The following is a 21,381-nucleotide window of genomic DNA, read 5'->3' as shown; positions in this document are numbered from 1 at the left end:
CAGATCTTTGCTATATGGCAACCAGACGAGAATATCTTACAGATGAGCAATGGTTTTCAGCTACAACTGAGAAAGCTCTCGTTGCAGAACTGACGGGCACTTCAGAGAAAGAAGAACCCCGACCTTTTGAGACTATTCTCAAGAAGTCGGGGTTGGTGAACCCAGTTGGACAATTCTCGAACCGGTTTTATGAACATTTGAAGATGCTGTCCGATTTAAAGTATATGTTAATCAAATAGTTATAATCATTTCTTAAACTGTTTATACCATAATCTACCCGATAGATGTAATTGTAATTAAGTCTCCTAAATTCGACGCTCATCAAAAGCAATGAAGGTAATTTCATGAATCATCAGTGGGTAACTTATTGTAGAAATTGACTAATTATATAACTTTTATGCTACTTTATGCAATCAATTTGGATTGCCCGACAGCTCAGTAAAGCTCAATACTTCCTTTAACACGAATATTTGAATTACCATGAATATTTATAGGATAATGACTGGAGTATTCAACATAACTATAATCAACATATTTAACTGTTTTTTCATTTTTACTATTCGAAAAATTCATATCATAACTAAAGGACATCACGGGTAAATAAACTATCCCCTTAAAACCATAAGTAACCTTTCCATGGTTCTGTAAACAATTACAAAATGTGCCATTAATAGGGGTAGCATAAACCCTTATAACCATTTCATCTCCATTTTTGTCCCACTTCTTTTTAAAGATTTGAACCTCAATTTTGTTGACACTTATTATTGAAAGTAGATTTGTTACTTGCGATTTATAATTATCGTCAAAATCAAAATTCGTTGCATTGGAAGCAGAAAATATATCTATCATGCCACCTGATTTACATCTATCCAAAATATCTTTAGAATATTCTTCTGTATATAATGGAAAAACTTCAAACGCATTTTTTTTCGTTACAGAATCTTGTGGTGTTATCCAATAATAATATTCTTTGAGTTTGGCATCTTTATGCGATACTTCAAAAGTAAAAACCACATATTTTTTCAATACATCCGTATTGGACTGCCCTTTTACAATTTGGCAGATAAACAATAATGTAATTACTATGAGCTTAAATTTTCTATTTATCATGAGCTTTATTCCATATTTCGTCAACCTCTGAACTGATAAGACCTCCAGGTGGATAATCCATTAAATCCACCTGTAGATTGAGGAAAATTATCTCCTAATTGAAAAGTGTCCCCTAGTTCGTGTGCCAATGCTATTCCTGGAGCACCTGGTGAAACCGCTGTATAGATTCAATTGCTTAGCCCCTGATTTCCTTCAGATGATCTTGTAGTAATTACAGCTGAAAGAGCCTTTACTGGATTTCCAGAAAAGGCCTTTTCACTTGTACTTAATATGCAAAGGAGAATGTCACATAACTATAGTCAAATTCAATAACATTCTAAATATGATTAAGCCCAATTGTCCACGTTATAAATTTACAAAATTTCTAAAGATCTATAATTTGTATAACAGAGTTATTGGAGGAGTTTGACTGTAATATTTATGGTTATGGCCGTGCGCGTGATCCTCGCCATAGAACAAGCGTAACACACGAAACGAGTCTATTTGAAGAATTGCTACCAGATAATAAATTATTGAGGCTTGTGGTTGACAAACTCCCTATTGGGACTTGAACCTAATCGAGGTTGATAATGAATCCGTTATGCAAATCTTATAAAATTAAAAAAGCCCCAAGTCCTTGAACCTGAGGCTTTTTTAATTCCTGTGATCCCGTTGGGACTCGAACCCAAGACCCATACATTAAAAGTGTATTGCTCTACCAACTGAGCTACGGAATCATACCCCGTTCGTTATTGGGAGTGCAAAGATAGGAATTATTTAATATCTCCCAACTTTTTGACAACTTTTTTTAAAACATACTCACAATTTTACCCGCTCTTCACAAACAAAATCTCATATTATCCAATATCCCACTTATTTTTGTGATTGCTAAAAATTTCTAATGCAACAACCTTTCGAAAACAAAGTAGCCGTTATCACCGGCGGAACTTCCGGTATAGGAAAAGCCATCGCAATTGACCTCCTTCGCTCCGGCGCCAAAGTCGCCGTATGTGGCCGCAAGCAGGACGCCCTGCAGGCCTTAAACGATGAGCTGAAAACAAATGCCCTGTTTACCTATGTCGCCGATGTCAGTAAAGAGGATGATTGTAAAGCTTTTATTGGACAAACTATTGCCCATTTCGGTAAAATAGATATCCTCATCAACAATGCAGGTATCTCTATGCGCGCCCTCTTCAATGGTGTCAATTTGTCTGTGTTAAAACAACTAATGGATATCAATTTCTGGGGAACCGTGTATTGTACAAATTATGCATTACCTTCCATCCTCGAAAATAAAGGAACCATCGTCGGCGTATCTTCCATCGCCGGTTACCGTGGCCTTCCCGGCAGAACCGGTTACTCTGCCAGCAAGTTCGCCATGCAGGGCTTCCTGGAATCGCTGAGAACAGAACTCCTGCATACAGGCGTAAACGTAATGTGGGTATGCCCGGGCTTTACTGCCTCCAATATCCGCAACACGGCACTGAACGAAAAAGGTAACGTACAGGGCGAAACACCCCTTGATGAAGGAAAACTCATGACCGCCGAAGCCGTTGCTTCAGCTATCAATAAATCGATTGCTAAACGTAAACGTACATTGGTATTGACAGGACAGGGAAAACTGACCGTGTTACTGAGTAAACTACTACCCGGATTCCTGGATGGAATGGTGTACAACCACTTTAAGAAAGAACCAAATTCTCCTTTAAAATAATTGACATTCAATCCGGAACTGACTATTTTCCAGTTCCGGATTTTCTTTACACCGCCCCAAACCCTTATCTATACAAGTTCACAGAGTTATACACATCTGAACAAGTATTTTCATATTGACAGTCTCCCGCATCTAAATATTATCTTACTTTGCATTAAAATCAACGCCAGTCTTCAATGGCATCAAATTTGGAGATAAAGCGAATCTAATAATCACGAATGTCCATTATAACACTAACATCAGATATCGGTTTACAGGATTACCTCGTCGGCGCCATGAAAGGGCAGCTGTCGCAGGACTGTCCCGGTGCTCAGTTAGTGGACGTTACTCACCAGATTTCTCCGTTCAACCTGCCGCAGGCTACGTATATCTGTAAAGGTGCTTTCGCGCATTTTGCAGCAGGTACATTTCATATGGTACTCATTAATCTGTTCGATAGAAAAGCAGATCATGTGTTGCTCGCTCAGCACAATGGTCAATATATCGCCTGCGCAGATAACGGGCTGATTACCATGATTGCAGAAGGGTTACCTGGAGTAGTTGTCAAATTACCGCTCGGAAAAGATCAGGCGAAAGATACCTTTGGTATACTGAGACGTTTTGCTCAGGCATTCAATGATCTCAAAAGCGGTAAGAAATTAGCTGACCTGGGAGAACAGGCAAACGAATACGTTATTAAGAATAACTTACAGCCCATGACCGGGCAGGATTATATCGATGGTCAGATCATTCATATCGACAACTTCGAAAATGTTGTAGTGAATATCACCCGCAAACAGTTCGAAGAGCAGCGCCAGAATAGAAAGTTCTCTATCTTTTTCCGCAGGGATGAAGTCATTTCCTCCCTCAGTGAAACCTATTCCGATGTACCGGAAGGACATAAACTGGCCATGTTCAATGCCGCCGGTTACCTGGAGATCGCTATTAATAAAGGTAATGCTGCCGGTTTGTTTGGTTTACAAGGGTTCCGCAGGGATCAGTTGACGAGCCAGCAGAATACCGGGTACCAGAAACTGTCGTTTTACCAGACGGTCAGAGTCATATTTAACTGATTTTATGCCGGCCCCATGGCCGGCATTTTTGATTTTATCCGGAAAGAGGCCCCCCTGAATTAAAATGGTATTAAAAAATCTCACCCCAAACCCCATAAATCCCTGTAAATCTTCATTTTTTTTCACTTATTAAAGAAAAAGTTAAAACTGTTATCTCTAATTATCATAATTTGCCACTTTTTCTATTTTTGTCGGACCTAAAACATCTCTATGAATTTTAAAAGGACCAACAACATTGTGGGTTGGGTTATTTGTATCATTGCCTGCACTGTCTATATTATGACTATGGAGGCGACCGGCAGCTTATGGGACTGCGGTGAGTTTATTAGCACCGCCGCAAAGGTGCAGATCCCTCACCCTCCAGGGGCTCCGCTTTTTGTGCTGTTGGGTAGGCTCTTTATTATTTTCTTCGGCCAGAAGCATGCCGCTATTGGTGTTAACACGATGTCTGCCCTTGCAAGTGGATTCACTATCCTGTTCCTCTTTTGGACCATTACCCACTTTGCACGCCGCCTTATGGTGAAGGCAGGCGAATCGATCTCCGGCGAAAAAATGATCGCTATCATGGGCGCAGGTATCGTAGGTGCCCTCGCTTATACTTTCTCTGACTCATTCTGGTTCTCTGCTGTGGAAGGTGAGGTATACGCTATGTCGTCTTTCTTCACTGCCATCGTATTCTGGGCTATCCTGAAATGGGAACATGAATCCGAAGAGGCTTATGCCGACCGCTGGATCGTGTTCATCGCTTTCATGATGGGGCTCTCTATTGGTGTCCACCTGCTGAACCTCCTCACCATCCCTGCTATTGTGATGGTATATTACTTTAAACGTTACAAAGCGACCCCAATGGGTACCTTCTGGGCGTTTATTATTGGTTGTGCGATAACCGGTCTGATACAGAAATTCATTATCCAGGATACCATCAAGGCTTCCGGTTATATGGATGTGTTCTTCGTAAACTATCTGCACCTGCCTTTCTTCACTGGTTTTGGATTCTACTTTATTGCAATTATTGCAGCCCTGATCTATGGTCTGAAAAATCCGAAATTCGGCATTTATGCTCCATTGATCCTGATCTCTTCCGTAATCCTCATCCCTGCATTCATCGACGCTGATGGTAGTGGTATGATATTCCTGAAGATCATCATCGCAGGTGCGGTACTGGGTATTCCATGGGTGGTTAAACAGGCTGGTGGTAACCTGTTGCTACCAAATGTTGTACATGCAACCAAGCTGACTATCTACTGTACGCTCTTCCTGTTACTGGGTTACTCCACTTATATTACCACCATGGTGAGGTCTACTGCTAATCCGGCTGTAGATATGTATAACGTAGATAACCCGATCTCCCTGGTTGGTTACCTGGGTCGTGAGCAGTATGGTGATTTCCCGCTGATCTATGGTCAGGTATTTACTGCCCGTCCTTCCGAATACAAAGAAACCAGCAATGTGTACGCACGCGGTTTTGATGAAAACGGTAAACCTAAATATGTAGTTGCCGGCAAAAAACAGGAACCTGTTTATGCTCCAGAAGATAAAATGCTGTTCCCACGTGTTTGGGACGCGTCCAACGATCAGGGCCATGCTGACTACTATCGTAGCTTCCTGGGCTTACAACAGGGTGAAAAGCCAACTTTTGGCGACAATGTGAAGTTCTTCCTGGAATACCAGGTTAACTTTATGTACTTCCGTTACTTCATGTGGAACTTTGCTGGTAAACAGAACGATACACAGGGTTATGGTAACGTGAGAGATGGTAACTGGATTTCCGGTATTCCTTTCATCGACAACTTCCTGTATGGTGACCAGTCTAACATGCCAGATAGTTTGAAGAACAACAAGGGTCACAATACCCTGTTCCTCCTGCCATTCCTCTTAGGTATATTCGGTCTGTTGTATCATTATAAATACCACCGCCGCGATACCCTTGTTGTAGGTCTGCTGTTCTTCTTCACAGGTTTCGCGATCGTACTTTACCTAAACCAGGCTGGTAACCAGCCACGTGAGCGTGACTACGCTTATGTAGGATCTTTCTATGCTTATGCGGTGTGGATTGGTCTGGGTGTACTGGCAGTATATCAGTTCCTGAAGAGCAAAACCAAACTGGCAGTTGCTGCGCCAATCGCTACTGTGATCTGTATCCTGGCAGTACCTGTACTGATGGGTGCGCAGGAGTGGGATGATCATGATCGTTCTACCAAAACGATTGCTAAAGACGTGGCTTCTGACTACCTTAATTCATGTGCGCCGAATGCGATCCTCTTCACTGTAGGTGATAACGATACTTACCCGCTGTGGTTTGCACAGGAAGTAGAAGGTGTTCGTACCGATGTACGTGTGATCAACCTGAGCTTGCTTGGTGTTGACTGGTATATCGATCAGGCCCGCCAGGCGGTAAACCAGAGTCCAGCTATTCCAATGACTTGGAGTGCGGATAAATACCGTGGCGAAAACCACAACTACGTTCAGTTCTATGATGGTGGTAACTTCCCGCAGGATAAATTCTATAACCTGAAAGAAGTACTGAACTTCATGGGTTCTACTGACAGTCGTGCGATGGTAACCACTCAGAGTAATGAGCAGATGAACTACCTCCCTGTAAAGAGACTGTTCATTCCTGTTGATAAAGCTGAAGTACTGGCTTCCAATACTGTAAGTGCGTACGACAGCAGCCGTATCCTGCCACAGCTGCCATTCCAGGTAAATAAGAACTACCTGCTGAAGAATGACCTGGCTGCACTGGATATCATTGCTACCAATGCATGGAAACGCCCTATCTATTTCACCAGCCCTACCGATCTGGGTCTGAACGACTACCTCCGTATGGATGGTCTGACCTATCGCCTGGTTCCACTGAAGAAAGAAGAAAGCGAAGATCCAATGGGTGCTGAGAAGAATGTGAACGTGCCGGTGATGTACGATGTAATGATGAATAAATTCACCTTCGGTGGTGCGAATATTCCAACTACTTACTTCGACGAACCAAACCGTAAGCTGCTTCAGTATCTGAGAAATGCTTATACCCGCCTGGGTACTGCACTGGCGCTGGATAATAAGAAAGATCAGGCGTTACTGGCACTGAACAAGGCGGATAGCAACCTGTTGCAAAGCACGTTCCCTTATGCGATGACTACTCCGGGGCAGATGCATAACTACAGTTCTATGCAGACTGTATATGCGTACTACCTGGCTGGTGATAAGGCGAAGGCTGAGCAGATTGCCAGTCTGATCAAGAAGGATTGTCAGCAGCAGATCAACTATTATCGTAGTCTGCCTGAGAACAGAATGACCAGCGATTTGCAGCGTGATGGACAGATGGCGCAACAGTTTATTTCATTACTGGATCGTATGAAATCAGACTTTAGCGATACTGCGCATCATGCCATGCAGGATTTACCTGGTGGTAATGTGATCAGTACAGACGATAGCACTAAGTAAATTATAGGCCTGGTGGCAATGTGACGCCAGCTGGTTAATATATTATTAGTAAGTATAATCCCCGGTTCTTTTAGAGCCGGGGATTTTTTTATCTTATTGGGTATCAATTCTGAAACAGGTCCGAGCAAGTTATTGAAGTGTTGATTTTTCGGCAGGGGAGAATGGCCGCAGGATCCATCATTACGTGACTGCGCCGGACATTTTTTATTATCTTAGTAGCTATCAAACCCCAAAATATGCCCGCGCAAACTATTAATGAGGTGATTTCCCGGTTAGAGGAGATCATCGCAACATCTATCACCACAGATAACAGGGCCGGCTATTTCGCTGCCTTATACCACAAAGTCACATGTCGTGTAAAAGAAGGAATTGCAGCAGGAGAGTTTCAGGATGGACCGAGAATGGAAAGACTGGATGTGGTCTTTGCCAATCGTTACATTGCGGCTTATGATGAATGGACGGCGAAGAATAAAACCGGTGTATCCTTATCATGGCAAGTGACGTTTGAGCAGCTACAAAAGAGATCTGTATTGGTTTTGCAGCATTTACTGTTAGGTATGAATGCGCATATTAATCTGGATCTTGGCGTAGCAGTAGTGGAAATAGCGAAAGAATATAATACCCCTTTACAGTTAATACACCAGGACTTTAATAGTATTAATACTATTCTCGCGGCCTTGAGTTATGAAGTGATCAACGAGCTAAATAGAATATCTCCCTTACTATCTTTACTAGGCAAACATTCAGGAAATAATTCATTGTTAATCCAGTTTGCACTGAGTAATGCGAGAGATGGAGCATGGTGCTTTGCAGAGGATTTATATAATAGTGGAAATACAATTGCTTCCAGAGATCAGGATATTCATAAACTGGGTGGGAGTATTGTCACCACCAAAGGCTTTATCAAAATAACTGTTTTTTTTATCCATTTATTTGAGCTGAAAAATCCTTCTAAGATTACCAATATCCTAAGGAATTATCAAAAAATGTATCTTAAGGTGCGGTGATAAAGAAGGAATCATTCTTTTTTAAAGAGGAATCGCTTTTTATTAATGATGGAATCATTTTAATGATGGGATCTTAAGGAGGGAATTCCTTTAAAGAGGGAATAATTTTATTAAAGGAATATTTGTTATTTTTTCCTTGCTGCCGGCGGTATAACCAGCTAAACTGTAAGCCAAAGAATGAATATGAGATACGTCGTTTTTGCTTTTTTCCTTCTATTCAATATATCTGTCAATGCCCAGTCCTCTTACCTTTTCAAACCGGATCGTGTATTTGACGGAACTGTTATGCATGCTAACTGGTGGGTATTGGTGAGGGATAGTCAGATCGTGGCTGCCGGCGATCCTGCAACTATCCAGGTGCCTGAAAAAGTAACTGTTATTGACCTGAAAGGCATGACCCTTATGCCTGGGCTTATAGAAGGCCATTCACATCTTTTCTTACATCCTTATAATGAAACCAGCTGGAATGATCAGGTGCTCACTGAATCAGGAGCGGAACGTACGGCCCGCGCTGTAGTGCATGCCAGAGCTACGCTTATGGCGGGGTTCACTACTGCACGGGATCTGGGTACGGAAGGGGCGATGTATGATGATGCTGGTTTAAAAGAAGCGATTAATAAAGGTATTATTCCAGGTCCCCGTTTAATCGTTGCTACCCGTGCTATTGTTGCCACTGGTAGTTATGGGCCTAAAGGATACAATGGTGATATTCCGCTTGGCGCTGAAGAAGCTGATGGTACGGATGGCCTTACAAAAGCCATTCGATCTCAGATCGGCCATGGTGCTGATGTGATTAAATTATATGCAGATTACCGATGGGGGTTGAATAAAACACCGGCACCTACGTTTACGGCTACAGAACTTAAGCTTGCGGTAGAAGTAGCTGGTAGTAGTGGTCGGTATGTGGTGGTACATTCCGGCACTGAAGAGGGGATGCGCCGCGCTATAGAGGCGGGTGTGCGTACTATTGAACATGGGGATGGGGGAACGCCTGAATTATTCAGGTTGATGAAAGAGAAAGGTATTGCATTGTGTCCTACACTTACAGCTACTGAATCTATTGCCAGTTATAAAGGCTGGCGTAAAGGCATAGACCAGGAAACGGTTGCGATAAAACAAAAGCACAAGATCTTTAATGACGCGATGAAGGCAGGTGTTACTATTTGTATGGGAGGGGATGTAGGTGTATTTGCACATGGTGATAATAGTCGTGAGATGTTGCTAATGGTAGAATACGGTATGAAACCTATTGATGTACTACATGCGGCTACAGCTGTCAATGCAAGTGTATTTGGTTTGCCGCTGCTGGGAAATATCAGGGCTGGTTATGTGGCCGATCTGATTGCAGTAAAGGGAGATCCGGTGGCAGATATTGCGGTTGTGAAGCTGGTTTCCATGGTGATGCAGAATGGGGTTATAGTGTTGGATATTACCCGGTAATCATGCCTTTCGCCGGTTATGCAGGGAAGTATCCCAGATCTTGCAGAATCCGCGTCAATTGTAGGTTTTACCCGGTAATCATGCCTTTCACCGGTTGTGCAGGGAAGTATCCCAGATCTTGCAGAATCTGCGTCATTTGTAGGTTTTACCCGGTAATCATGCCTTTCATCAGTTATGAAAGGAGTATCCCTCATCTTGCCGAATCTTAGGTTATTGCATTTTACTCCTTAATTGTGCTTTTCACCTGTCGGAAAGCAGTTTTTTATATTTTTCCAGCGGCTGAGTCATGGTGTCGTATTTTACCTGTTAATTGTCTTTTTTACCCCCTATGAACCGTTCCTAATGATCGTATGTTTACAGTATGGAAACTACTACTTTACAAAGCGATATACTTGTCTATTGTGTCTCTGCCAGCTCCTTCCCAGAAGGAGTAAAGCAGGCCCATGAGACCTTACATAGCCTTGTTCCTTTCGACGAAAAAAGGATGTATTTCGGGCTTTCCTGGCCAGCCGGAGATGGTCGTATTTTGTATAAGGCAGCGGCAGCCGAATTGCACCCTGGTGAGTTCTCCAAACATAGCCTGGAGACTAAAGTGATCTCAAAAGGAGGGTACCTGTTCATCGACGTTCATGATTTTATGAAGGACATTCCTGCCATTGGCAATGCTTTCCAGCAATTAATTCACGATAGTAGCATTGACCCTGCGGGCTTTTGCATTGAATGGTATATGGGGATGGACCTGTGTCGTTGTATGGTAAAAAAGGCGCTTTAAGAAGTCGTAAGGCAAAACAGCTCCTTCATTGAAGAGTGCATGACAAAAATTAAAGAGGGCATGGCAGAACAGCGCTTTAAAAAGTTGTAAGGCAAAACAGCCCCTTCATTAAAGAGTGCATGACAAAAGTTAAAGACCTCATAGCACAACAGCTCTTCAAAAAGTTGTATCGCAAAAACTACTCATTAATAACATAATTGACCATCATGAACAATTCCATCTATCCTTGCCTCACCATCAAAGGCAAAATTGCGGAAGCGGCTGACTTTTACTTAGACACCTTTGGAGACGGCGCCATTACCTCCTCCAACCCAATCGTAATCACGCTCAAACTGAGCGGTCAGCAATTTATGTTACTCAATGACAGGCCTTCATCCACCCCCAATCCATCCATTTCCTTCATGGTATTGAGTGAAAATGAGCAAGATACAGAAGCATATTACCTAAAACTGATCAACGGCGGCAGCGCCCTCATGCCATTGGATACCTACCCCTGGAGTTCCAAATACGCCTGGGTGCAGGATAAATTTGGCATCTCCTGGCAGCTATATACCGGTGGCAAAAACGATATGAACCAGAAATTCTGCCCCACCCTGATGTTCACCGGTCCTAAAGCCGGCAAAGCAGAAGAGGCGGTGCACTTCTATAGCAGTTTATTCCCTGAAAACGGTATACAGGGTATTCTGAAATATAGCGAAGGAGAGGACAATACCAATTATGTAAAGCACGCTCAGTTCAAAATCAAGAACTTCGTGACCATGGCCATGGATAGCTCTGCCGAACATGGATTTGGCTTTGTGGACGCCATTTCCCTGGTGGTAAACTGTAAGGATCAGGCCGAAATTGACAAATATTGGGATGGCCTGATCGCCAACGGTGGCCATGAGGTGGCCTGCGGCTGGCTGGTCGATAAATATGGTATCAGCTGGCAGATCGTTCCTGATAAACTGGGTGAATGGATGACGAATCCAGGTAAGTTCCAGCATGTAATGGGGGCATTGATGAAGATGAAGAAGCTTATCTATACAGAATTGGAAAATGCATGATCAAAATAGGGGCCATGATCAAATTGGACTCTGATCAAACCAATCCCTCTGATCAAATCACCCCCCGGATCAAACCGGCCTTCTGGTTATGTTCAAACCGCTGATCAATCCGCCTGACCAAAAAACTTTTTTTCGCCTTCTAAAACCCCCAACCCCGCGTCCCAACGCGGGGTTTCCTATACAATTGTTTGTTAATATTTAACATCCACTTGTTTGTTTTTATCATCTGTATTAGTTTGCCTTCCAGATGAGTATTTCAATTTTACACAAATCATTCTTATTACTTATTATCCTGATCGCCATTCGAGCCCTGACCTTCGCCCAGATAGTGCAGGTGAAGGGTACCGTGTATGAACGTACGGAACGCTATGGCATGGCAGGCGTCAGCGTAATAAATTCCGCCGGAGGCGGTACTGTCACCGATTCCATGGGGCATTACTCTATCCGCATCAACCGCAAAGATTCCCTGAGTTTTTCTTACCAGGGCAAGGTCACCATGAAATTCCCCGTAAATGAACTGAACGTAAACCGCCCATTTGATGTGGGATTACATATAGATATCAAAGTACTCCCTACCGTAGAAGTACAGCAAAAAAGCTACAAACAGGACTCCGCCGAATTCAGACAGGAGTACCGCAAAGTATTCGATTATTCCCGCGAATACATCGCCACCGGCATGGGTGGGGTAGGTGTAAACCTCGACCTCCTCTTAACCTGGAGAAAAGCAAAAAGAATGGAGCATTTCCGCGACCAATTGGTTGCTATTGAACAGGATAAATACATTACTCACCGCTTTAATATGCCTCTTGTAAAGCGTCTCACCGGACTGGAATCACCCGTTCTGGATTCCTTCATGGTCGCCTACCGGCCTAGTTACGAGATGCTCCTGGACTTCGAAAACGAATACCAGTTTTACGAATATATCAAAGGCTGGGGAGCCTACTTCGCTACCAAGTGGAAAAGAGAACATCCACAACCATCTTCACATCCTCCACCATCATCACATTCAAATTTATAATCACACCTACAATTACACTTATAATCACCCACAATTTGGTCAGATTCACAACTATAATCACTATATAGACTGACGACGAACACAAATATCCACCCGCGCGGGGGTTAACTTTGTATCATTATCTAGAGAATAAATAAAATTCAAGGATATGATAAAAGATGTGACCGCTGTTCCCTTCAAATCAGGTGATTGGAATACTACAATGAACGTATATGATTTCGTTGTAAAAAACATCAGACCTTACCAGGGTGATGCTTCATTCCTGTCAGGTATTTCTGCAAGAACTAACCGCTTGTGGGATACCGTTAAAAAAGAATTGCTCAAAGAAAGAGCTAACAATGGCGTTCTGGCCATTGACACAGAAACCATCTCCAATATGACCGCCTTTGCGCCGGGCTATATTAAAAGGGATGATGAAATAATTGTTGGCCTGCAAACTGATCAACTGTTAAAACGTGCAATGAAGCCTTTTGGCGGTATCAAGTTGGTTGAGTCCGCTGTGAAAGAAAAAGGACTGACAGTATCTTCAAGAGTGATCGACATTTTCAATTATGCTAAAAACCATAATGAAGGTGTGTTCAATGCCTATGACAGCGAAATCAGGGCATTCCGCTCCAAACACGTACTGACTGGCTTACCAGACAACTATGCACGTGGCCGTATTATTGGTGACTTCCGTCGCCTGGCGCTGTATGGTGCTGATCAGCTGATTAAGTTCAAGAAAGCTGACCTGAACAAGGTAGGTGGTGAAATGACTGAGCACAAAGTGCGTCTGCGTGAAGAGATCAATACCCAGATCAGTGCGCTGAAAGACATGATCACCATGGCTGCTGCCTATGGTTGTGATGTAGCCCGCCCTGCAGAAAATGCCCGCGAAGCTGTACAATGGGTGTACTTTGCTTACCTGGCTGCTGTAAAAGAACAGGATGGTGCTGCGATGTCTTTGGGTAATGTATCATCCTTCCTGGATGTATTTATTGAAAGAGACCTGCAGGCTGGACTGATCAATGAAGAAGAAGCACAGGAAATCATCGACCAGTTCGTAATGAAACTGAGACTGGTACGTCACCTGCGTCCTGGTAGCTACGACGAGATCTTTGGTGGTGACCCTACCTGGGTAACTGAAGCACTCGGTGGTACACTGCACGATGGCCGTACAAAAGTAACCAAGACTTCTTTCCGCTTTCTGCAGACCCTGTACAACCTGGGTTCTTCACCAGAACCAAATCTGACTGTTCTGTGGGCTGATAGTCTGCCAGAAGGTTTCAAACGCTTCTGTGCACAGGTATCTATCGATACATCATCTATCCAGTACGAAAACGATGACCTGATGAGAGGTACCCGTGGTTCTGATGACTATGGTATCGCTTGTTGCGTATCCTATCAGGAAATCGGTAAATCTATCCAGCACTTTGGTGCAAGAGCAAACCTGCCTAAGGCATTGCTGATTGCCCTGAATGCCGGTAAAGAAGAAATCGATGGTCTGGAAGTGATTAAGAACATTCCTGTATTGGCCGATGGTCCGCTGGAATACAACCAGGTTTTGGGTGTGTTCAAACAAACTTTGGCAGAACTGGCGAGAGTGTATGCCAAAGCGATGTTTATCATCCACTACATGCACGATAAATATTATTATGAAAGAGCCCAGATGTCTCTGGTAAATACAGATCCCCATATCGACATTGCATATGGTGCTGCCGGTATTTCCATCATAGCAGACTCCCTCTCCGCTATCAAATATGCGAAGGTTACACCAATCAGAGATGATCGTGGCCTGACCGTAGACTATAAAATTGAAGGAGAATATCCTAAATATGGTAACGATGATGACAGAGTAGATAACATTGCAAAAGAAATCACTCACTTCTTCATCACAGAGCTGCGCAAGCATGCTACTTACAAGAATTCTACACCGACCCTGTCTCTGCTGACCATTACAAGTAATGTAATGTACGGTAGCAACACAGGTGCGACTCCTGACGGACGTAAGAAAGGCGAAGCCTTTGCGCCCGGCGCCAATCCAATGCACGGAAGAGACTGTAGCGGTGCGATCGCATCTCTCAACTCTGTTTGTAAACTGGATTATAAAGATGCGCAGGATGGTATCTCTAACACCTTCTCTATGATCCCTAAATCACTGGGTGATACAAGAGACGAACAGATTAGTAATCTGGTGACTACCATGAATGGCTACTTTAACAAGATGGCGCATCACCTGAATGTAAATGTGCTGAACCGCGAAACATTGATGGACGCTTACGAGCACCCTGAGAATTATCCTCAGCTCACCATCCGTGTATCCGGCTATGCTGTAAACTTCGTGCGCTTATCCAGGGCGCATCAGCTTGAAGTGATAACACGTACTTTCCACGAGAGTATGTGATCAATTGGGACTAAGTAAGACAACAGCGGATCGCATCTGCGGTCCGCTGTTTTGTCTCTGTCTTCTATCGACCTTCCTTTTTAAGACTATGTTGTACTTTCCTTTACAGGACCTCGAGGCCGCCGCGCTCAACCTCGATGATCCGGAACATTTGCGTATTCACTCTCTTGAAACATTTGGCACACACGACGGACCTGGCGTTAGAATGGTTGTATTTGTACAGGGATGTCAATTCCGCTGCGTTTACTGCCAGAATCCTGATACACTTGATGTGAAAGGTGGAATGTTGATTGGTATTGACGAATTGGTGAAAAGAGCAGACAGACAGCGCACTTATTTTGGAAAGGATGGCGGTGTCACCGTTTCAGGAGGGGAGCCACTGTTGCAACGCAACAAGATCACTACCTTTTTTAAAGCGCTCCATGAGATAGGAATCAATACCTGTCTGGATTCCAATGGCCGTCTGAATGATGATGCTACCCATGAATTAATGGAACATACTGACCTGTTACTGCTTGATGTAAAACATATTAATGATGAATGGCATCATAAACTTACTGGCCTGAGTAACCGGAATACGCTGGACCTTGCTGCCTACCGTGAATCTACTGGTAAGCGGATGTGGTTGAGGTATGTATTGGTTCCCGGATGGACAGATCAGGTAGAGTACCTGGAAGAATGGGCCAAGCATTTTACAAGATATAAAACAGTGGATAGGGTAGAGATCATTCCTTTTCATCAGTTAGGCAGCCATAAATGGGAATTGCTGAAAATGAATTATCCATTGAAAGGTATTGAGGGGCCTACACTCGAGGGTAAAAAAACAGCTGTACATATATTTAATAAGTACTTTAATAATGTAGTGCTGAAATAACGCCTACGGTAGCTGGATAAGGTTTCTTCCATTCAGGAAAATGATTTTCTAATAATAAAATGAAGGCATCGGTTAATTGCTAACTGTATGCTTTTTTTGTTTACCCGTCAAAACGATACTTGCGTAAGTAACTCCAATACGCACCTGTAACATCCATAGGTTACTGGATTAAATCCATCCTCTGAAACCCATTTTCCGTCCAATATATTACGGATACATCAAAATTATTCCCACTTTTACAGTCTTTAATTTATACCTCTATATGCGAAAATTCCTTTACCTGGCCAGCGTGCTCCTACTTGCGCCGGGCCTGAAAGCGGCCACTCCCGTGGACGATTCGATTGCCATGGCTGAAAAACAATACAGCAAATTCGTAGACTCAGTAAAGCAGTCGGAAAAGTGGGAATCTGGTTTGATTCACTTGTCCGGCGGTAAGGCTGATATCAATGTACCTGCGGGCTTTAAATTCCTGAATGCAGCACAGAGCAAGTATATTCTGACCGATTTGTGGGGCAACCCGCCTTCAGTGTCAGATGATATTCTGGGGATGATTTTTCCTGCTAATGCTGATGCTTTTGATTCGATCAGCTATGCTTTTGTGGTACGATATGAAAACATCGGTTATGTAAAGGACTATGATGCATCAAAGATCAATTATGATGACCTGCTGAAAGATATTCAAAAGGAAGAAGTTGAAGCAAATACGGAAAGAGTAAAGAATGGTTACCAGCCAATTCATATGATGGGCTGGGCACAATCTCCTTTTTACGACAAGGAAAACAAAGTGCTTCACTGGGCCAGAGAAATTAAATTCGGAGAAGACACGCCCCATACACTGAACTACGAAATCAGGATATTAGGTCGTGATGGGGTGCTTTCTATGAATGCAATATGTACTATGAATGAATTGCCGCTGGTAAAAGCTGATATAGATAAAGTGTTGCAAATGGCGAAGTTCACAAGTGGTAATGCTTACAAGGATTTTGATCCAAAAATCGATAAGGTAGCTGCTTATACTATTGGTGGTCTGATCGCTGGCAAAGTGCTTGCCAAGGTAGGTTTCTTTGCCCTTCTTGTTAAATTTGGTGCTGCTTTCTGGAAATTTATTCTTTTAGGATTTGTTGCTTTAGGTGGTTTTATCCGAAAGTTATTTACGGGTAAAAAAGAGAAGAATTCTAAAGAGATACCAGCAATAGAAGAAGACGAAAAACAAGAAGACGAGAAGCAGGAATCGGAAATTCAGGGCCACGAAAAGCTGGATCCAGGGCAGCTGGAATCAGAAAATCAGGACCCCGAAAAACTGGATCCTGAAAAGTAGGGCACTGAGAAACAGAACCCGGAAAATCAGGACCCCGAAAAGTAGGACACTGAGAAACAGGCCCCGGAAAACTGGAACCCGAAAAGTAGCATACTGAGAAACAGGCCCCGAAAAAACAGGAACCTGAAAGCCTGCCCTCTAAAATCATTCTCCAAAAACAAAGTCCCAATCTTTACATACAAAGCCGTCTCATTACGAATATGAGGCGGCTTCTCATTTCCCTCCATCCCCCACAATCACCAACTCCCTCAGCGTTTCATTCCCCGGCAAATCTACCGCCACCGCTACAACCCTGCCTCCTGCAGGCAACACCGCTGCTTTATAATACCAATCTACCCCATTCCTGCCCAACACTGCCTTCCCTCTTTCCAGCATAGTACCCGCCGCATCATGTACCCGTACATCCACATCCACTACCCGGAATTCATCTTTCGTAGTCACCACTACATCCATCTCTTCAAACCTGATATTCTGAATCTCAGGCGATCTGAAAGCATCCTTCACCGCCATATTATAAGCATTCTGCCCAGGCCCTGCCAGCGACTTATAATAAGCCTTCAACTCCGGATCCTCCAGAATCGACCGCGCATAAGCCGCCGCTATTTTCATCTTATACCTTGCTTCCAGCTGTTTTTTCGTCGGCTTTTTCTTTGACGGACCGCGCTTCTTCGCCATTATTATCTGTCCGTTCCGTTCGTAAATCGTGAGTTGATCGCCGAGCGTTCCCCGTACGAGTTGGAGGAGTATGTTGTCTTTTACAAGTGCCATAACAAACAATTTTGAGGTTACAGAAACAATGTTACTACATACGCTGGAACTATAGTGTAACTATAATACTAAATGAGTACTAATACATCACTAAATCTTCACCTCAATATCCAATCGATATACAAGTGTACTTATAATGTACTTATGGTGATGTATTAGCATCGAAGTTACACTAAAGACAAAGGGCGGTATCATTCAGTTGATACCGCCCTTTTACAGAGTATTAATACTTACTTTATAAAAAATAACCCAATCCCTCCAAATAAAAAAAGTGAAAACCCTGAAAAATTCCGTAATCTGCCGCATCGATCTGATGCCGACAGAGTAATAATCACCTGCGCCCCTGAAACCGTGTTGAACCCATTTAGCAGGAACCACGACAGCTTTTAATAACCAAAATTTTGTAGTCTGTAACCAGTCAAATTTCAACTCACACTCTAAACCCTTCAAGCTATGCTTTTGCAAAAATTTAGCTTGCTGCTACTGTTATGCCTATTCTGTACTTATGCATTATTCGCGCAGCAAAATGTGACCGGACAAATAAGAGATGCGAAAACCGGTCAGGTAGTACCCGGTGTAACCATCCGGGTGCTCAATACCAGCAGGGGCGCTATGTCCGACGCCAACGGTAAATATTCCATCGCCCTTCCCGCCGGTGCCTCCACGTTAGTGATCAGCTATACCGGGTACAAAACCCAAACTATCCGCCTCACTAACAATCAGGCTATCCTCAACCTGACCCTGGATGAAGACCTTGCTCACCTTGATGAAGTAGTAGTGACCGGCGCCGCTACAAGCATCAAACGAAGTAATCTTGCGAATGCCGTCGCCACCATCTCTGCCAATCAACTCAGTGGCGTGGCCCCCGCACAGACCTTCGACGCCGCCCTCAGTGGCAAGGTCCCGGGCGCTTTGATCTCTGCCAATTCCGGCGCCCCAGGTGGTGGTTTCACCGTCAAACTCAGGGGTATCACCTCGGTATTTGGTAACTCGCAACCGCTGTATGTTGTAGATGGTATCTTCTTTAATAACAGCAGTATCCCTGCCGGCCTCAATGACGTAACCGGCGCCGCTACTGCCGGAAACCCCAATAACCAGGACAACCCCTCCAGCCGTATTGCAGACCTGAGCCCCACCGATATTGAAAATATTGAGATCCTCAAAGGCGCTTCTGCCGCCGCTATGTATGGTGCCAAAGCCGCTGCCGGGGTGGTGATCATTACTACCAAAAAAGGAAGGGCAGGCAAAACAAAAGTGAGCCTTAACCAGGAAGTCGGCTTTGTGAAGGTGCGACACCTGATGGGTGTAAGGCCATTTACAGCCGAAACGGCGGCCGATCTTGCCGGTAGTGCAGATAATACTGATCCGGATGTAATCGCCAAAAGAGAAGCCTATAAAACGCAATTTACCGACGCCCAAAGTGCCGGCAGGATCTTCGATTATGAAAAGGAAATGTTTGGCCAGAAAGGGCAGGTGCTAAACACCAATCTCGCCATCAGCGGTGGTGGAGACAAGACAACTTTCTACCTCTCGGGCAACCGCCGTCAGGAAGAAGGAATTGTAAAAGGTACCGGTTATTTTAACAACTCCGTTCGCCTCAATATTGACCATAAACTCAGTGACCGGGTATCGCTCGGTGTCACGACGAACTACATCTATTCTTCTGCCGACAGGGGCTTAACCAACAACGATAACAATGGCGTCAGCTATGGCGTAGCGCTCTCTTCCACCCCCAATTTCGTTGACCTCCATCCCAATGCTTTGGGGGAATATCCACGCAATCCTTTCGCCGCTTCCAACCCCCTGGAAACCCGCGATAAGATGACGAACAATGAAACTACCAACCGTTTTGTCGGTGGAGGTAACCTGGAAGTGCACCTGCAACAAAGCGAGCATTCTCATACCCGCTTTATTGGTCGTGGTGGAGTGGACTATTTCAATTATAAAACGATGGCCCTCTTTCCACGTGACCTGCAGTTTGAAGAAAATTCAAAACAGGGACATTCCATTCAGGGCAATACCAATAACCTCAATACCAACCTCGGTGGTTTCCTCGCCAATACTTTTACGCCAACACCGGCTATCAGCCTGACGAGTACTGTAGGTGCCACATTGGAAACCGGGTATTTTGATAACATCGTAACGGTGGCTACCAATATTGTAGCAGGTCAGAGCAATGTCGATGCCAGTGCCAATACGGCTACCCGACAGTTTCGATCCAAATTCAGGGACAATGGTGTTTTCATACAGGAAGACCTTTCCCTGATTGAAGCCATTACGTTGAGTGGTGGTGTTCGTTTTGACCGTTCTACCAATAATGGTGAATACAAAAAGTACTATGCATTCCCGAAAGGCGCATTCTCTTTCAACTTCACCAAATTGAAAGGGTGGTCAATCGATAATGTCGATAACCTCAAGATCAGGGCGGCCTATGGACAGTCAGGCAATGTACCGCCTTACAGCAGTAAGTTCACCGGCATGCTGGGTAGTAATATCGATGGTCTGCCCGGTGTATTGGTCGATAATCTGCAGGGAAATCCAGATATCAAACCTGAAAGACAGGAGGAGTTTGAAACCGGTTTGGACATCAGTGTGCTGAATGGCCGTATTAGCCTGGAAGCAACTTATTACAATAAAAGAATTCAGGATGTACTGTTGCGTCACTCGCTGGCAGCATCCTCCGGTTACAGCGCTGAATGGAAAAACAGCGGCGACCTGAAAAATCAGGGTGTGGAAATAGGATTGAACCTGGTGCCTGTCAATAAAACGAATATCAAATGGACTTCGTCTATCAACTGGTGGTACAACCGTAGCAAGGTCACCAGACTGGTGATTCCTCCGTATGCCATTGGTGCATTTGGTAACTCACTTGGTACATTCTACCTCGAAGAAGGTCAGCCCGCCACACAGATCAAAGGTACTGTAGGGAGTGACCTGAAACTGATCGGGAACTCAGAGCCTAAATTCCAGATGAGCTTCTACAATGAAGTGACGGTGTTTAAAAACTGGTCACTGCGTTTCCTGCTGCATTGGAAGAAAGGCGGGGATAATATCAACCTGACCCAGTTGCTCACCGATGCGGGGGCAACCTCCTTCGATTATGATGATATCATCAATGGACAGAAAGCAGGCGTATACCGCTTAGGTGCCGGCGATGCCAGCATTTATGTACAGGATGCCAGTTATGTGCGCATCCGCGAAATCGGGTTGTATTACAATGTGCCGTTAAAAAATACCAAAACCATTTCCGGTATCCGGCTGGGTGTATCAGCGAACAATTTCTTTACCTGGACCCATTATGTAGGGTATGATCCGGAAGTATCCAATTTTGGTAGTAATACCATCAGCACTTCTTCCAGCCGTGGTAGCAATGGTTTGTCCACAGGGGTGGATGTAATGCCTTTCCCTGCATCGAAGAGAGCCAGTTTCCATATTGGTGTAGATTTCTGATCCTTTTTAAAA

General features: G+C 44.0%; 14 protein-coding genes and 1 tRNA gene. 12 read left to right on the top strand and 3 right to left on the bottom strand.

Going from position 1 to position 21,381, the window contains the following annotated elements:
- Positions 1-435: 435 nt before the first annotated feature.
- Both QQL36_RS26045 and QQL36_RS26040 read right to left on the bottom strand, forming a co-directional pair.
- On the bottom strand, positions 436-1,110 hold the full coding sequence (locus QQL36_RS26045) for a hypothetical protein (RefSeq protein WP_321567270.1): 675 nt from the start codon (positions 1,108-1,110) through the stop codon (positions 436-438).
- Positions 1,111-1,753: 643 nt separating this feature from the next.
- Positions 1,754-1,826: transfer RNA gene (locus QQL36_RS26040), tRNA-Lys, on the bottom strand.
- A 164-nt stretch (positions 1,827-1,990) separates the two neighbouring features.
- Between QQL36_RS26040 and QQL36_RS26035 the strand changes: the two genes are divergently transcribed.
- The 11 genes from QQL36_RS26035 (at position 1,991) to QQL36_RS25985 (ending at position 17,151) form a co-directional block, all read left to right on the top strand.
- Positions 1,991-2,803, top strand: coding sequence for an SDR family oxidoreductase (locus QQL36_RS26035; protein WP_321567269.1), 813 nt, complete (start codon positions 1,991-1,993; stop codon positions 2,801-2,803).
- A 218-nt stretch (positions 2,804-3,021) separates the two neighbouring features.
- Positions 3,022-3,855 (top strand): SAM-dependent chlorinase/fluorinase, encoded by an 834-nt coding sequence (locus tag QQL36_RS26030; RefSeq protein ID WP_321567268.1) that lies wholly within the window; start codon positions 3,022-3,024, stop codon positions 3,853-3,855.
- Between the two features lie 210 nt (positions 3,856-4,065).
- The gene (locus QQL36_RS26025) at positions 4,066-7,293 is read left to right on the top strand and encodes a DUF2723 domain-containing protein (protein WP_321567267.1); all 3,228 of its coding nucleotides are present in this window, start codon (positions 4,066-4,068) and stop codon (positions 7,291-7,293) included.
- A gap of 236 nt (positions 7,294-7,529) precedes the next feature.
- Complete coding sequence (locus tag QQL36_RS26020) at positions 7,530-8,300, top strand: DUF5995 family protein (protein ID WP_321567266.1); 771 nt, start codon at positions 7,530-7,532, stop codon at positions 8,298-8,300.
- A gap of 183 nt (positions 8,301-8,483) precedes the next feature.
- Positions 8,484-9,740 carry a metal-dependent hydrolase family protein gene (locus QQL36_RS26015; RefSeq protein WP_321567265.1) on the top strand — a complete coding sequence of 419 codons (1,257 nt, stop codon included), beginning with the start codon at positions 8,484-8,486 and terminating at the stop codon, positions 9,738-9,740.
- A 361-nt stretch (positions 9,741-10,101) separates the two neighbouring features.
- Complete coding sequence (locus QQL36_RS26010) at positions 10,102-10,512, top strand: hypothetical protein (protein WP_321567264.1); 411 nt, start codon at positions 10,102-10,104, stop codon at positions 10,510-10,512.
- A 206-nt stretch (positions 10,513-10,718) separates the two neighbouring features.
- The gene (locus QQL36_RS26005) at positions 10,719-11,558 is read left to right on the top strand and encodes a VOC family protein (protein ID WP_321567263.1); all 840 of its coding nucleotides are present in this window, start codon (positions 10,719-10,721) and stop codon (positions 11,556-11,558) included.
- Positions 11,559-11,805: 247 nt separating this feature from the next.
- A complete protein-coding gene (locus tag QQL36_RS26000; protein ID WP_321567262.1) occupies positions 11,806-12,576 on the top strand; it encodes a hypothetical protein in 771 nt (256 codons plus the stop codon).
- A gap of 148 nt (positions 12,577-12,724) precedes the next feature.
- Positions 12,725-14,959: a formate C-acetyltransferase gene (pflB, locus tag QQL36_RS25995; protein WP_321567261.1), complete on the top strand. Its 2,235-nt coding sequence runs from the start codon at positions 12,725-12,727 to the stop codon at positions 14,957-14,959.
- Between the two features lie 88 nt (positions 14,960-15,047).
- Positions 15,048-15,833: a pyruvate formate-lyase-activating protein gene (gene pflA, locus QQL36_RS25990; protein WP_083724999.1), complete on the top strand. Its 786-nt coding sequence runs from the start codon at positions 15,048-15,050 to the stop codon at positions 15,831-15,833.
- A 262-nt stretch (positions 15,834-16,095) separates the two neighbouring features.
- A complete protein-coding gene (locus QQL36_RS25985; protein ID WP_321567260.1) occupies positions 16,096-17,151 on the top strand; it encodes a DUF2167 domain-containing protein in 1,056 nt (351 codons plus the stop codon).
- A 213-nt stretch (positions 17,152-17,364) separates the two neighbouring features.
- Here QQL36_RS25985 and QQL36_RS25980 read toward each other — a convergent pair whose 3' ends face one another.
- Positions 17,365-17,919, bottom strand: coding sequence for a hypothetical protein (locus tag QQL36_RS25980; RefSeq protein ID WP_321567259.1), 555 nt, complete (start codon positions 17,917-17,919; stop codon positions 17,365-17,367).
- A gap of 453 nt (positions 17,920-18,372) precedes the next feature.
- On the opposite strand from QQL36_RS25980, the gene QQL36_RS25975 reads away from it, so the two are divergent.
- Positions 18,373-21,369, top strand: coding sequence for a SusC/RagA family TonB-linked outer membrane protein (locus tag QQL36_RS25975; RefSeq protein ID WP_321567258.1), 2,997 nt, complete (start codon positions 18,373-18,375; stop codon positions 21,367-21,369).
- Positions 21,370-21,381 lie beyond the last annotated feature (12 nt).

This window comes from Chitinophaga sp. LS1 (assembly GCF_034274695.1).
Lineage (GTDB): Bacteria > Bacteroidota > Bacteroidia > Chitinophagales > Chitinophagaceae > Chitinophaga.
This window is presented reverse-complemented; position numbering and strand designations above follow the sequence as displayed.